The sequence below is a fragment of the Capnocytophaga sp. oral taxon 902 genome, assembly GCF_013394735.1.
Taxonomy (GTDB): Bacteria; Bacteroidota; Bacteroidia; order Flavobacteriales; family Flavobacteriaceae; genus Capnocytophaga; species Capnocytophaga ochracea.
In genome coordinates this window covers 1,081,681-1,094,752 of sequence record NZ_CP058261.1, presented here as the reverse complement: position 1 = coordinate 1,094,752, position 13,072 = coordinate 1,081,681, and the positions used below count along the sequence as shown (strand labels likewise).

At 38.9% G+C, this 13,072-nt stretch carries 18 protein-coding genes; 16 read left to right on the top strand and 2 right to left on the bottom strand.

The genetic code is table 11. The annotated features are described in order from the left end of the window. The first annotated feature begins 23 nt into the window (after positions 1–23). The 16 genes from HW278_RS04585 (at position 24) to HW278_RS04510 (ending at position 10,490) form a co-directional block, all read left to right on the top strand. Positions 24–161, top strand: a complete 138-nt coding sequence (locus HW278_RS04585) for a hypothetical protein (protein WP_002674103.1) — start codon at positions 24–26, stop codon at positions 159–161. Between the two features lie 24 nt (positions 162–185). After that, positions 186–1,799 (top strand): tape measure protein, encoded by a 1,614-nt coding sequence (locus HW278_RS04580; protein ID WP_178977077.1) that lies wholly within the window; start codon positions 186–188, stop codon positions 1,797–1,799. 3 nt (positions 1,800–1,802) lie between these two features. Continuing rightward, on the top strand, positions 1,803–2,399 hold the full coding sequence (locus HW278_RS04575) for a DUF6046 domain-containing protein (protein WP_002674106.1): 597 nt from the start codon (positions 1,803–1,805) through the stop codon (positions 2,397–2,399). Next, entirely contained in the window at positions 2,399–3,364 is a 966-nt protein-coding gene (locus HW278_RS04570; protein ID WP_178977076.1) for a late control protein, read from the top strand. Before HW278_RS04575 ends, HW278_RS04570 begins: the two co-directional genes overlap by 1 nt. Next, complete coding sequence (locus HW278_RS04565) at positions 3,361–3,852, top strand: hypothetical protein (protein WP_178977075.1); 492 nt, start codon at positions 3,361–3,363, stop codon at positions 3,850–3,852. The genes HW278_RS04570 and HW278_RS04565 overlap by 4 nt, the downstream gene beginning before the upstream one ends. Positions 3,853–3,915: 63 nt before the next feature. Continuing rightward, entirely contained in the window at positions 3,916–4,137 is a 222-nt protein-coding gene (locus HW278_RS04560; RefSeq protein ID WP_178977074.1) for a hypothetical protein, read from the top strand. A gap of 28 nt (positions 4,138–4,165) precedes the next feature. After that, entirely contained in the window at positions 4,166–4,477 is a 312-nt protein-coding gene (locus HW278_RS04555; RefSeq protein WP_002674113.1) for a hypothetical protein, read from the top strand. Further along, positions 4,477–4,788: a hypothetical protein gene (locus tag HW278_RS04550; protein ID WP_178977073.1), complete on the top strand. Its 312-nt coding sequence runs from the start codon at positions 4,477–4,479 to the stop codon at positions 4,786–4,788. The genes HW278_RS04555 and HW278_RS04550 overlap by 1 nt, the downstream gene beginning before the upstream one ends. A 28-nt stretch (positions 4,789–4,816) precedes the next feature. Beyond that, on the top strand, positions 4,817–5,659 hold the full coding sequence (locus HW278_RS04545) for a nucleotidyltransferase (protein WP_178977072.1): 843 nt from the start codon (positions 4,817–4,819) through the stop codon (positions 5,657–5,659). Next, positions 5,656–6,150 carry a hypothetical protein gene (locus HW278_RS04540; RefSeq protein WP_053581193.1) on the top strand — a complete coding sequence of 165 codons (495 nt, stop codon included), beginning with the start codon at positions 5,656–5,658 and terminating at the stop codon, positions 6,148–6,150. Before HW278_RS04545 ends, HW278_RS04540 begins: the two co-directional genes overlap by 4 nt. Before the next feature lie 5 nt (positions 6,151–6,155). Beyond that, on the top strand, positions 6,156–6,968 hold the full coding sequence (locus tag HW278_RS04535; RefSeq protein WP_178977071.1) for a hypothetical protein: 813 nt from the start codon (positions 6,156–6,158) through the stop codon (positions 6,966–6,968). A 21-nt stretch (positions 6,969–6,989) separates the two neighbouring features. Further along, entirely contained in the window at positions 6,990–8,066 is a 1,077-nt protein-coding gene (locus HW278_RS04530; protein WP_178977070.1) for a hypothetical protein, read from the top strand. Positions 8,067–8,454: 388 nt separating this feature from the next. Next, positions 8,455–8,961 carry a hypothetical protein gene (locus HW278_RS04525; protein ID WP_178977069.1) on the top strand — a complete coding sequence of 169 codons (507 nt, stop codon included), beginning with the start codon at positions 8,455–8,457 and terminating at the stop codon, positions 8,959–8,961. A 133-nt stretch (positions 8,962–9,094) separates the two neighbouring features. Next, a complete protein-coding gene (locus HW278_RS04520) occupies positions 9,095–9,313 on the top strand; it encodes a phage holin family protein (RefSeq protein WP_317166237.1) in 219 nt (72 codons plus the stop codon). A gap of 133 nt (positions 9,314–9,446) precedes the next feature. Then, entirely contained in the window at positions 9,447–9,953 is a 507-nt protein-coding gene (locus HW278_RS04515; protein WP_178977984.1) for a glycoside hydrolase family 73 protein, read from the top strand. A 6-nt stretch (positions 9,954–9,959) separates the two neighbouring features. After that, positions 9,960–10,490 carry a hypothetical protein gene (locus HW278_RS04510; protein WP_178977068.1) on the top strand — a complete coding sequence of 177 codons (531 nt, stop codon included), beginning with the start codon at positions 9,960–9,962 and terminating at the stop codon, positions 10,488–10,490. A gap of 66 nt (positions 10,491–10,556) precedes the next feature. Here the strand turns inward: HW278_RS04510 and HW278_RS04505 are convergent, their stop codons facing one another. Next, a complete protein-coding gene (locus HW278_RS04505) occupies positions 10,557–11,966 on the bottom strand; it encodes an alpha-amylase (protein WP_178977067.1) in 1,410 nt (469 codons plus the stop codon). Positions 11,967–12,028: 62 nt separating this feature from the next. Then, positions 12,029–13,072: a SusE domain-containing protein gene (locus tag HW278_RS04500; protein WP_178977066.1), complete on the bottom strand. Its 1,044-nt coding sequence runs from the start codon at positions 13,070–13,072 to the stop codon at positions 12,029–12,031.

Genomic DNA, 13,072 nt, shown 5'->3' with positions numbered 1-13,072 from the left:
AAATTGACGAGCCTCGGGATTGGTTGCGTATTACCAATGCCTCACTGCGTTACTATATGCACATTGCCAATCCCGATGCCCTCAATGATACTGAGTGGGCTATGCGAGTGAAAGAACTGGAATGGATTCGCCAAAAGGAGAGTGAATCGTATGGAGAATAAAAAAGTAAAGAAAAAAGTTTATAAATGGCAGAAAATCCAAAAAACACGATATCTTCTTTCTTTGATCAGACTAAAAGGTTAAAGGAGGTGGTTAATAACATTATAGACCCTATCTCGTCTTTACAGAAAATATTTAAGCAAGGTTTTACGGCAGACACCCAAAAGATGAGTCTGGCTACTTTTGTGCAAGGTAATATGCAAAAGGCACAAGAAATACATCAGAATCTCACACAATACAGTGGGCAAACGGCTTATGAAGTACCATCGCTTGTGAAGGCTCAAGAGAGTTTGATGGGAGCAGGGTTGGTTCCTGAAGGAGCATTAGGAATGCTCAAACAAATAGGAGATATTGCCTTGGGGGATAGCAAAAAGATAGAAATCTTAGCTACTGCCTTTGCCAAAGTGACCACACAAGGGAAGTTACAAGAAGCTACACTCACACAGATGCAACAGGCAGGATTTAATCCTTTGCAAGTGATAAGTGAGCGGACGGGCGAGACTATGACCTCTCTGCAAGAGCGAATGGACAAAGGAGGAATTTCGGCAAGAGAGTTGGCTGAGGCTTTCCGATGGGCAACTGATGCACAAGGAGATTTTTATCAAGGAGCTGAGAATGTGAACAGCACTCTACAAGGTAGGTTTACAGTTTTAATGGCTTCGATACAATCTATAGCTGTAAAAATATATGAGATTATAAGTCCGTTGCTGATTCCGTTGGTAGCACTTTCTACGATGGTATTTGGTGTTTTGAATGAAGGATTGAGTTGGTTTATTCAAAAACTTCAAGAGGAGAACCCCATAATCCTTGGTATTGCAGGAGTGTTAGGAGTATTTATTACAGCTATCACATTGCATAACACTTATATGGCTATTGCTGCGGCGTGGCAGAATCGACTATCGTGGGCAGTAATTAAAACGAACTTAGCTTTTTTAGCGAATCCTGTTGTATTGATTATAGCAGGCATCGTGGCACTTATTGCTATCATCACTTATTGTATTGTAGGTGTGAGCGGTTGGGGCAAAGCGTGGGATAACACTGTGCAAGGAATGAAATACTTGTGGGAAGCCTTTATTCTCACCTACAAAGCTCATTGGAATACGGCGGTCAATGCTTTTATGGCAGGTGTAGACCTCTGTAAGTTGGCTTGGTATAAGTTTAAAGAGGCTGTAGGTTTGGGAGATAATAAAGAGAACCAAGCGATGATAAGCCAAATACAAAACGATTTGCAAGAACGAGCTAAATCGGTAGCAGAAGGCTATAAGAAAGCAGGAGAGGCAGGAGCTAAAGCAAAAGAATATTTTGGTAAAGCGTGGAACTCTTTGGAGTTTAAGAGCCTTTCGAGTGTGAAAGACGGGCTAATGGGCAAGTTAGGCATAGGGCAAACGGGACAAAAAACAAGTCCGTTAGCAACTCCTATTGCCAGTACACCTTTTTCAGAGATGGGTAATAAAACCAAAGATAATATTGTAACGGGAGGTACCCGTCAAACGCATATCAACATACAGATAGGCAACTTGGGCACGGATACCAAAGTGTACGTATCATCGGTACGGGAAGGAGTGGAAAACTTTGGGGCGCAACTGAAAGAAGAGCTTTTGAGAATTGTGAACAGTGTAAACCAAATGCAAACAGTGTAATTTATGGAATTTGATATAAAAGAACTCACCGCACGGGCTTTTTTGGACTATGTAGGTCCAGCATTCCCGCAGTGGTGGGCAAACAATAAGACGAAATTTGTACTGCCGAGTTTGTCTAATATTAGTGAGGCACGCAGTAATGGCAGTCAGTATTTTATGACGTTAAAAGTGGCTGATAAATCGGGGGAGCAAACGGTTTTCCCCAATGAGCCTTTGGTGAGTTTTTCGCTTACTAAAACCATTGTAGAAACGGCAACGGTAGGCAAACAACGCAAAGGTAAGGTCAAGGAATATATCACTACTGAAGATTGGCAAATTACCATAAGAGGACTGTGTGTAGACCCCAAAAATCCCGATCAATATCCTACGGCACAAGTACAAAGCCTTAACAAATTGTTTGAAAAGAATGAAAGTTTGGAGGTGATAGGCAATAAGCTCTTTACTCTTTTTGACATTGGTAACATCGTGCTCAAAGATATTAGCTTTGAGGAAATGGAAGGCAAAGAAGGTATACAGAAGTACACCATTAAAGCTGTATCGGATATGGACTTCTATGCGGAATTAGACGAGAAACGAACCCAACTTAACAAGATATACTAATGTTTGTATTACAAGCGATTATAAAAATAGGTGATTACACTTTTAGAGCAGTACACAACGTTAAAATCACCAAATCGGTAGACGAATTGGCAGACACCTGTACGATTGAACTGCCAACCCATTTTAAAGTAGCCAAAGGGGGCGAAAGCCTTTATACTGAAAAGGCTATCAAGGTGGGCGACAAAGTGAGTGTTACCCTTGCTTATGAGGGTGTGTATAGCGGAGTGGAGTTTGAAGGCTATGTAAAGAAGGTTAAACCGAGCATTCCTGTAAGCATAGAGTGTGAAGACGCTATGTACTTACTTAGACGTAAAAATATCAGCAAGTCGTGGCAAAAAACAACACTTAGAGAAGTATTGCAGGAAGTTGTGAAGGACACGCCTATTGTGCTGGCGGACAATATTCCAGAAATGCAGTTAGACCAGTGGATTATTCGCAATGCGAACGGTACGCAGGTATTGGAGAAGCTGAAAGAAGAGTTTAGGCTAAGCGTGTTTATCAATGATGAAGGCAAGCTGTACGCAGGACTTTCGGAGCTTACCAATATAGAGCAAACAGCACGCTATGACCTCAATTACAACATTGTTGCCAATGATTTGGAGTATAGGACTAAGGAGGAACGCAAACTGAAAGTACGTTACACTTATATCGACAAAAATAACAAAAAGAAGACAGTGGAAGAGGGTGATCCTGATGGTGAGCTAAGAACCTTTCATACTTCGGTAGTGAGTGAGGAACCTAAGCTACGAGAAATGGCAAGAGCCGAGATGGAAAGGCTGAAATACGATGGTTTTAACGGCTCTATAACGAGTTTCTTGGTCCCTTTTGCGACGAGGGGTATGCAAGCTCATATGATAGATAATGAATTGAAAGAGATAGACGAACGTTACTTTATTAAGAAAGTAGAAATTACCTTCGGACGTAATGGCGCACGTCGACAAGTAACCATAGGAGCAAAATTATGAGTATAGACAGAGAATTAGCAGAAGGGCTTAGGCAGATAGGAAGACGCAAAACACCTACCATAGCCGTAGAAGTGGTATCGGTAGACAAAGAAAAGGGCACGTGTGAGGTGAAGGACGACGAGCTACAATATACCGTGCGCTTAGCTTCGGTGATTAACGATAATGCTGAGCGGTTTTATCTCTTCCCCAAGGAGGGGAGCAGTGTGTTGATAGCTTCGATTGGGGAAGACGAGAACCGCTACTACGTGGTGGCTTATAGTGAGATAGAGAGCGTGAGCTTACGTATAGAAGAAACACAGCTTACCATAGACAAAGTAGGCTTGCACTTGCAACGCGGGGAAGTGGATTTAAAAAGTCTTTTAAACGAGCTTCTAACGGAACTTAAAAACGCGGTGATACAAACACCTTCGGGTGTAGGAAATTTTTCTCCGAACAACGTGATGAAGTTTGAGGAGATTAATAATAAGATAAACAAATTATTACAGTAATCAGTTTTTAGTAGTCAGTTGCAAGTACTTGCAACTGACTACTAAAAACTAAGCACTAAACTTATGGCATTAGATAAACAAGCACTAAAAACAGGAATTATACGCCTGCAACAAGAAATGCTTACTAAAACAGAAGCAGGAATGGAAGAATATGCCGAACGACTTGCCTCTCTCATTGAAGCTTATGTAAAGAGTGGAGAGGTAATAGTGCAAACGGGCATACCTGTACTGGCAGGCACTTATACAGGAGTTACTACTGGTATGGGAAAAGGAACAATTAATTAGTAGATTAGTAAATTATCATAATAACACAATGGGAATAATTATAGAAGGACTTAAAGAGCATTTTGTATCGTTTATAGGAATGGTACTATCGGGAGTAGTGGGTTGGTTCTTTGGTAGGCCCAAGCAACGTATGGAACTACAGACCAGCGAACTTGAGAATGTGGATAAAGCCGTGAAAATCTATCGAGAAATGATAGAAGATTTAGGGGCTAAATACGCAAGTGCTATTGAGGAGCTCAAAAAAGCAAATCAGCGTATTAAAGATTTAGAAAACTCTGTTGAAGGGCTATTAACTGAATTAAAGAAATACAAGCAATTAAATGGAAAATCAAAAGAATAATGCAAGTAGTAGTTTTACATAATCAGAGTCTTTTAGACCTTGCTTTACAGCACACAGGAACTATTGAAAGCATCTTTGAATTGGCAATGCTCAACAATTTGAGTATTACCGATGATGTGGTAGCAGGAAAAATATTAACAATACCTACAGAAACATTCACTAATAATGATATTTTGATCTACTACATCGCAAAGAAGATACAGCCCGCAACTGCTTTTACGCAAGAGGACAAAAGAATAAGCGAACGCCAGGAAGGTATTAGCATATGGGCGATAAACTTAGATTTTGTCGTGAGCCACGACGGACAGTAATTATTCACTTTTCACTATTTACGGAATTATGGCACGTACAATACAAGAAATACAACAGATTATCTATAATGCAAAAGAGCGAGAAGAAGCTCTAAACGGACTTAACTCAAACTCAAGAGTAGCTATATGGCGACTGTGGGTTTATATTATCTCGGTAGCTATTTGGAGCTTAGAAAAGTTATTCGACTTACATAGGACAGATATTGATAAACGCCTTACTGAATTAAAACCTCATACTGCACGGTGGTATAGAAGTAAAGCCCTTGCCTTTCAGTATGGTTTTGACCTCTTACCCGACAGCGATAAGTTTAACAACAAAGATAAGACAAAGGAGCAGGTAGAGGCGAGTAAGATTATAAAATACTCGGCAGTGGTGGAGAGTAATGACGGTAGATTGATAGTAAAGATAGCCACTGAAAACGGGGGACGGTTACAGCCTATTACAGCAGATGAACAAAATGCCTTTAGTGGTTATTTATCAGAAATTAAAGATGCTGGAGTGCGCACTACGGTTATTAATTATCTGTCTGATAAGCTTGTTCTGAACCTTGATGTGTATTACGACCCGTTAGTATTGGATAGTAATGGAAGCGATGTGCTTTACGGCAAACGCCCTATACAAGAAGCCATAGAGGGTTATCTTAAAAACTTACCTTTTAACGGTGAACTTATTGTAGCGCATCTTGTAGACGCTTTGCAACAAGCTAATGGGGTGAAAATACCACACTTAAAAGAACTCAAAACAGCGTGGATAGACCCCGAGACCAAAGGCTATGGAGCATTACAAAACATAGGAGTTACCCAAATACCGCAAAGTGGTTACTTTGAGGTAGACTGGAATGCTTCACAAATAAAATACATCACAAAATGATATTTAATTTCAAAATAGAAAAATTGGTCATTCTACTTATACCTTCTTTTTTGCGAAAGACAAGAATGGTAGGATGGATAAGAACGCTTAGTGCTCCTATCAGTCAGTTGTATTATGACTTTATTCAGAAGAGATATTTGGATATTAAGAAACTTGGACTGAATGGGCAAGTATGTTACTTACGCAAAGCGCTAAATGATGCATTTGACATTGAGCAACGGCGCATACGCATATGGGACGGCAATCAGTACAAAGGACAGTATCTTTATACTGAAGGAGAACAAAAACCGAAGTTTTTAGGGACTATGTATTTACATCGTGAAGTAGATTACAGCGATACAGGAGTAGACTTTATCGTAAAAATACCTTTGGAGATATGGGAGGCGAAGAAGATTCCTACAAGTGAAATAGGGAAGTACCGTTTCTTTGAGATAGAAGCCCTAATAGACTTTTACAAATTAGCGAGTAAACGATATATTATAGAAGTATAGAAATTATGAACAGTATTAATGTAAACCAAACGGGAGGTTTCCCACTAACTACCGATGTATTAAGTTATATGCAGAATGCTTATAAGATATTCAATGCAATGAGTGGTATCTCGGGGGATTTAGTTATTCTTTCGGGGTGTGAAATAGTAGGCAACACAGTGTCAGACGGAGTAGTAGCCATTGAAGGAGAAATATACCCTTTTCAGGGTACGACACTTGGCTCTTACGTGTTCATTAAGGAAGTGAACACATCTAAAATTTTTGAAGACGGCTCACAGAAAACAGTACTTGTGGAGAAAGTAGCTACTTTTGGCAGTAGTACAAAGAGTTATCCGTGGGAGAGCTTCAGGCGAGTGTTAAGTAACAGACAAATAGAAGAGAAATCTTTTACAGAAGAAACCTGTTTGCTGAAGCGCTTGGAAAAATTGGAGGAACGTGTAAAGAAAACAGTGCCCTTGGGGTTGGTAGCAATATGGGGAAAACCAGCTAACATTCCTTTGCCAGAAGGCTGGCGAGAGTATGAATCTTTACGAGGACGTATGGCTGTGGGACAAGATATTGCTGATAATGATTTAGGAGTGATAGGCAGGACAGGAGGAGAAAAAATGCATAGACTTACCATTGCGGAAATGCCTCGTCATAATCACCAGATACCTTATAGAGAAACAAAAGATGACTCAGGTACAGGAGGAGATGGTACAGAATTTTCAACAGGGACAGGAAACTTACATGAAAGTTACCATACGGGAGGAGATCAACCTCACAATAATATGCCTCCTTACCGAGTGATTCGTTTTATAGAATTTGTAGGATTTTAATTTATACAATAAAATAATATTATGACAGCAATAGAAACATTAAAGCAGTGGTTTTCTAACCTTAAAAAACCCACACAAGAGCAGTTTTGGGCGTGGTTAGATAGCTTTTGGCACAAGAGCGAGAAGATACCAATAGCAAGCGTTGAGGGTTTGGATAAACTTGTAGAAGGAACGGCTTCGGCTGAACAATTGAGTAATCACCTAAACGATACACAAGCACATAAGGTGTTATTTGACAAAAAAGTGGATAAGGTAGAGGGTAAAGAATTAAGTTCAAATGACTTTACTAATGAATATAAAGAGAAGTTAGAGGGGCTTCATCAAGTAGATATTTCGGGACTCTTACCAAAAGGAGATTATACGGGTACGGCACAAGACTTAAAAAAACAGATTGATGACAAAGCAGACAAGAACCATAAACATTCGTGGGGAGATATTGAAGGAAAACCTAACTTCTCTGAAAGTATTACTTCCAAGAAATTTATAAAAGAAGGAAGCTCTGATGAATATTTGCTCACAGGTGGTGGCGGACAGGTTTCTAAAGCGGATTTAGTTTCATCAGGGTTTAAAGGAAATTTATCTCCAGAAGAATTAAACACTTTTAAATATCGTGATACAGGTTGTTGGAACGTTACTTATCCTGGTGGTTGGGGATTGTATGTTAATTTTAAAGGAGCAGGTTCAACATCTTCCTTAGAGTTTTTAAAATCTAATTGGTACTCTTGGACACGTATAGGTGTAAGAAATTCGGTTGATGGGGCTCGTTTTAATGAAGACAAAGGAGCTTTTAGAGATTTAGCTTGGTTCTCTGATGTATATAGAGAAGGGGCTAAATGTGAAGGGAATACTACTCTTAGAGTAGACCATCAAAATCAAGTAATTTTTGTTACAGTAGCCTGTTCTATTGACCTTTCCGCTATTCAAAATATGGGTTCTGTGTCTTTTAGAAAAGTTTTTGATAATGGTCAAGTAATCTTTACCTGTACAGGTAAGAACATTATCTATACAGGAGACACTACTTTCAACGGTAAGAAAGGCTCTACAGCAGTAATTTCTATTTACGAAAACGATTGTTATATTGATATCAGAAATATTTAAACTTAAAAAAACTTAAAAAAAACTACAAAGTACAACAAATGACTTTGATAAGAAAAAATACATTTTTTGTTCCACAAGGGTATAGAGCAATTACGCTCTATCCCTTTATATTCGTAAGGAACGATAGTGATAAACACGACAAAGTTCTTATCAACCACGAAAGCATTCACATAAAACAGCAAAAAGAGTTGTTAGTACTACTTTTTTATGTGTGGTATGTGTTGGATTGGTTGAGGAAGATTTTTATTTACAAATCTGTAAATCTTGCCTATCTTAATATCGTCTTTGAAAGAGAGGCTTACGAGAATGAAGATAACCTTAAGTATTTAAAAACAAGAAAGAGGTTTGCTTTTTGGAATTACTTAAAATCTAAAAACAAAAGAAAAAGATGAATCCTATTCAATATTTTTTGTGGGGAGATGATCCTGTTAAACCTGAATTTCATATCGACTTAGTAAATAATCCGTTAAAAACAGGAGTTTGGCAGTTTGACTTTGATGAAACTTTATTGGCAAACATGACCTTTTATATGTCAGATGAATCTCCTATTTTTTTTAAAAGTCCTTATAGTCTTTTTGATTATAATCATCCTTATATTATTTTTGGATTTTTTGAAGAACGGATGAGAAATTGTCAAAGCTTTAAGGTAGCTCATTGTAATAAGTTTAAATTTTCAGTTATTATTCAAAAACCAAGTTCACAACCCCCTTTTTTTAATTTTAGAGAAGTAAAATTAGAAATAGGGAAAAAACGGTTATTATATGATCAAGAGTTTATATTTTTTTCAAACAATCTAGGTTCAAATAAATATGATTTAGAATTTTCGTTACTCACCTCACCAATTATAATTACTGAGTTTTTTAAAAGATTTGTAGTTGTTTTACCAACATCGTAATTGTTTATAATCATTTTATTTATTTCTATGACAAAACTAAATTACATATTACAAGGATTTGGGTTTAGAGATTTTAAAGACCTATTACACTCTTCCTTTGGACACACTTTTTCAATGCTTTTTATAAAAATAGATGTTATTATGTCACTCTTATTTGCTACTATTCATTTTCGAGTGGATAACGGGTATGGTAGCCTCGTATCGTAGGAAAGAAAAACACGAAAGTCGCAAAAAAGGTCGTATGCTGTTAAAAATATTTGTTTATTTAATGATTATTTGTATGCTACACATCTTTTCAGTCGATGCTGACTTTCTTACACGTGAAGATTCTGAGTTTGACCTTTTCCATTGACTCTATTGGGTAGTACTTTATTATATAGTAGTTGGTTCTGAGCTTATAGGAAAACTTAGATAATTTAGGCTTTAAGTTTGTCAATGTATTATTAACAAGAAATTTTATAAAACCTTTAATATTGAAAATCATTATGACTCCTAAAGAATTTATAACAAAATACAAGCCTTACGCCCTCGAGACTCAGCGTAAAACGGGAATATCACACCTATTTATACTGGCGCAATCGGCATTAGAGACAGGCTGGGGTAAGAATGTGCCCGGTAATATGATGTTCGGCGTGAAAGCTAGCAAGGATACGCCTGCAAGTAAGAAGCAGTTAGTGCGTACTACGGAGGTACTTTCCGTGCCTATGGTAACAAAGAGACTTTTTCCTGAGATTATCAGCATTACTAAGCGTGCGGACGGCAAATATTTGTACGTGGTGAGGGATTGGTTTAGGAAGTACGATACCCCAGAAGAGAGTTTCACTGACCACGCTCAATTCTTCATCAAAAACGAACGCTATGCAGAGGCATTGAAAGTGAAAAGTGACCCCTATAAGTTTGCAGAGGAAGTTGCTAAAGCAGGTTATGCTACTGCCCCTAATTACGCTGAAACTTTAAAGAAAGTGATTAAAATGATTGAACAAGCAAAATAACTATGTATGAAAAGAGTTTTATTATCAATGTTACTCCTTTTGTCAGTGATTGGTTGCAGAACCAAAAAAGTAGAAACCTACACACAAAGGCAAGTCCAGAAAGAGCACTTTATCACCAATAAAGATAGCTCCCAGCTCTTTGTTCAGGAGTCTTACAAGTCTGAATGGTCTGACCTGTCTGCCACGTCTTTCGAGCTTGAACTCGAAAACGACAAAGACAGCCTTGGCAATGCTAAAGAGCTCACCTATACCCGCACTCGCGACGGCAATAGTGAGACTATAAGGGTACGCAATGGCAAGGTGAAAATAAAAGCTATCAGAGCCCATTCTAAGAGCTTACAGCAGGCTGATACTACTCTTTATAAGCAATCTTACGCAAGTGCTCAAACTGAAGTTCGAAAGCACGAAATACAGCAAGCTGAGCAAATACGAAAACACACCCAAAGTACACCATTAAGGTATATTCTTTGGTTGTTATTGCTCGTAGTCTTAGCTTATGTATATTGGAGATACAAGTGTTTTAAGGAAAAGATTTAAAACTTAAGTAAAAAACGAGCTACTTCATTGCGAGGTAGCTCGTTTTTTTATCTGTATAACTTTATGTTATTTACCTATTGACCACACAGTGTAGCTATTGGCGGGTACTTGTATGGTTACATTGCCATCGCTATCGGTAACAAAAAATAAATGACTATTACCAGAGTAATCTATCAGGGTTTTGTTTTTCCAATGGGTGGTGATAGTACGCTTGGCAGGGAGAGTGCTGTTGTTGATAAAGAGCACTAAGCCCGGACTTTTCTCGTTGCCCAGACGTGAGGCTACATACTCTGTATTAGAAGCTAAGTGAAATTTCTCTTCGCCTACTGCCAAACTGCGGTTGATGAGCATTAGCTTTTGTAGCTTGGCTTTGAAAGCCTCATTTTCGTAATCGGAATAGAAAATACAAGGGTAGCCACTATGAGTAAGGATATAGGCATACGCCATTAGTTTTTTGTCAGGCGCAATGGTATTATCGGCAATGTTGTCTTTCTCGGTATCGTGGTTAGCTGTAAAAGTGACAGCTTTCTCGGTGCGCAAGGTTCTAAGCATTGGGTGGGTATCGGTCATTAGTTCGTGCATATCTTTATTGCGGTCTAATGCCTTTTCGAGGGCATAAAAACAAGCAAAGTCGAAAGCACTTGCACCGCTCTCGTCTACCCATTTTTTAAGCGTTTCGGGGTTGCCGTCCCACAATTCACCTACGGCGAAACCTCCTACTGCTTTTAGCCAATCGCGTACTACCCAAGCTCCAAAGCTCTTCACGTAGTCGAAACGCCAACCGTCAAACTTCATTGTATTCTTGTAATACTTTGCCATTGAATTATCTTTTTCCCAAAGTTCTTCACGTACATAGGGTACTTTATGCGAGAGGTCTTGTTCTCCGTAAAAGTCAGCTCCTTCGTCAGAAGTTGCATATTTATTAGGGTGAAAGCACTCATAGTTGCGGTTAAATTTTCCAGAAGCATTACCGTGGGTTTTATCGAAAAGGGTGTAGGTCTCTTTATTGCGGTAAGGGTTCCATTCTTTGCCCCCGCCATTGTTATGCCCTATAACGATATCGGCAATTACTTGCAAGCCACTTTCGTGGGCTTTGCTGATGAGGTTTTCGAGTTCAGCGCGTGAGCCGAAACGGGTTTTTACAGTGCCGTGCTGGAAGTATTCGCCAAAGTCGAAATAATCGGAGGGGTCGTAGCCCATAGAGAGGCCCCCAGAAGCTCCTTTGGAGGCAGGTGGTAGCCAAATGCGGTCTACTCCGTTGGCTTTCCACTCAGTGAGTTTTGGGGTAATGGTATTCCACCATTCGCCAAGAGGTGTTACATCCCAATAGAAGGCTTGCATCATCACGCGATTGCCGTTGTCTATTTTAGTAAGGTCTAAGGGAACTGTATTTTGGGGTTCTGGGTTGTCGTTGTTGCTTTTTTTATCGCAGGAAAAGGCGAGCAATCCTGCGAGAAGGTATATATAATATTTCATATTTTTGGTATTTAAATGATATAATACAGGCTGTCCGACACTGTCGGACAGCCTGTATTCTGTTATAATTTTTCTATCTTGTAAGTACCTTCTTTGGTTTTTACATCAAAAGAGAAAGAAACGTTGTAAGTGCCTGCATTCACTTTGATGTTATTTCCACCATCTTTAAGCTTACCACTAAGAGCGGTTGCTGGGTTATCAGTGCTATCAGCACCGAAGTTTGTACCCCATTGGTTATTTAAACGGATTTTAATTTCTCCGTCCTTTAGACTAACATTTTTAGCTTCCCATTGGTTAAGAGCACCATTGTAAGACAACTTGATGTCTAAATCCTTATTTTCGTCCCAACCATTAGCACCGCTACCAACTATACCCCAAGAGTATTTTTCGATACTATAAGTAAGGGCTTTTTCGTTAAAAGTAATCTTATAAGTACCTGCTAAGACAGCAATATTAGTTCCTCCAGACACTAATTTACCGTTACTTCCACCGTAATTAAGATCCCATTTATTATCTTTACGGAATTTGATGCTACCAGTTTTTAAAGTAGCATAGGCTACTAATGCACCATCGTCACCTTTCCACATTTTAATATCTAATCCTTTATCTGGATCCCAACCGTTAGCACCATCACCAGCTATTCCCCAATCGCTTGGTTTGATTTCATCAAGGAAAGGGGTTACTTTCAATTTATGCTCGGAGGAAAAATTACGTTGGTCGCTGAGGACTAATCTTACCGCTACGGTAACTTCGGTCGTTGTTCCTGCTGTAATTTCTAAATCACTTATAAGATAGTCATTTAACTCTTTACCTGTGATAGCAAGAGGGGATTTCTCAACTGAAATAGATTTCTCCTTTTTTCCATCTTTTCTTACAAAATTAACGGTATATTTAGGAGCAAGGTTTATGTTGAGGTTTTTGGTTTCCCAAGAAACAGTAAGAGCTGTTTGGGAGGCGGTGCCCTGTGTAAGTACTACGTTGTCGGTAGATAGGGAAGCCTCTATTTTGGCATCGGCATTAAGGGTTGCCTTTTCTTCGTCTTTTTCGCAGGCTACCAATGAGATAAGCCCCATACATAGTACTGCTGTTTTAAGTATATTTTTCAT

Coding starts and splice junctions, on each gene's coding strand:
- HW278_RS04580 (WP_178977077.1), top strand. CDS start 186: ATGGCAGAAAATCCAAAAAACACGATATCTTCTTTCTTTGATCAGACT.
- HW278_RS04575 (WP_002674106.1), top strand. CDS start 1,803: ATGGAATTTGATATAAAAGAACTCACCGCACGGGCTTTTTTGGACTAT.
- HW278_RS04570 (WP_178977076.1), top strand. CDS start 2,399: ATGTTTGTATTACAAGCGATTATAAAAATAGGTGATTACACTTTTAGA.
- HW278_RS04565 (WP_178977075.1), top strand. CDS start 3,361: ATGAGTATAGACAGAGAATTAGCAGAAGGGCTTAGGCAGATAGGAAGA.
- HW278_RS04560 (WP_178977074.1), top strand. CDS start 3,916: ATGGCATTAGATAAACAAGCACTAAAAACAGGAATTATACGCCTGCAA.
- HW278_RS04555 (WP_002674113.1), top strand. CDS start 4,166: ATGGGAATAATTATAGAAGGACTTAAAGAGCATTTTGTATCGTTTATA.
- HW278_RS04550 (WP_178977073.1), top strand. CDS start 4,477: ATGCAAGTAGTAGTTTTACATAATCAGAGTCTTTTAGACCTTGCTTTA.
- HW278_RS04545 (WP_178977072.1), top strand. CDS start 4,817: ATGGCACGTACAATACAAGAAATACAACAGATTATCTATAATGCAAAA.
- HW278_RS04540 (WP_053581193.1), top strand. CDS start 5,656: ATGATATTTAATTTCAAAATAGAAAAATTGGTCATTCTACTTATACCT.
- HW278_RS04535 (WP_178977071.1), top strand. CDS start 6,156: ATGAACAGTATTAATGTAAACCAAACGGGAGGTTTCCCACTAACTACC.
- HW278_RS04530 (WP_178977070.1), top strand. CDS start 6,990: ATGACAGCAATAGAAACATTAAAGCAGTGGTTTTCTAACCTTAAAAAA.
- HW278_RS04525 (WP_178977069.1), top strand. CDS start 8,455: ATGAATCCTATTCAATATTTTTTGTGGGGAGATGATCCTGTTAAACCT.
- HW278_RS04520 (WP_317166237.1), top strand. CDS start 9,095: ATGTTATTATGTCACTCTTATTTGCTACTATTCATTTTCGAGTGGATA.
- HW278_RS04515 (WP_178977984.1), top strand. CDS start 9,447: ATGACTCCTAAAGAATTTATAACAAAATACAAGCCTTACGCCCTCGAG.
- HW278_RS04510 (WP_178977068.1), top strand. CDS start 9,960: ATGAAAAGAGTTTTATTATCAATGTTACTCCTTTTGTCAGTGATTGGT.
- HW278_RS04505 (WP_178977067.1), bottom strand. CDS start 11,966: ATGAAATATTATATATACCTTCTCGCAGGATTGCTCGCCTTTTCCTGC.
- HW278_RS04500 (WP_178977066.1), bottom strand. CDS start 13,072: ATGAAAAATATACTTAAAACAGCAGTACTATGTATGGGGCTTATCTCA.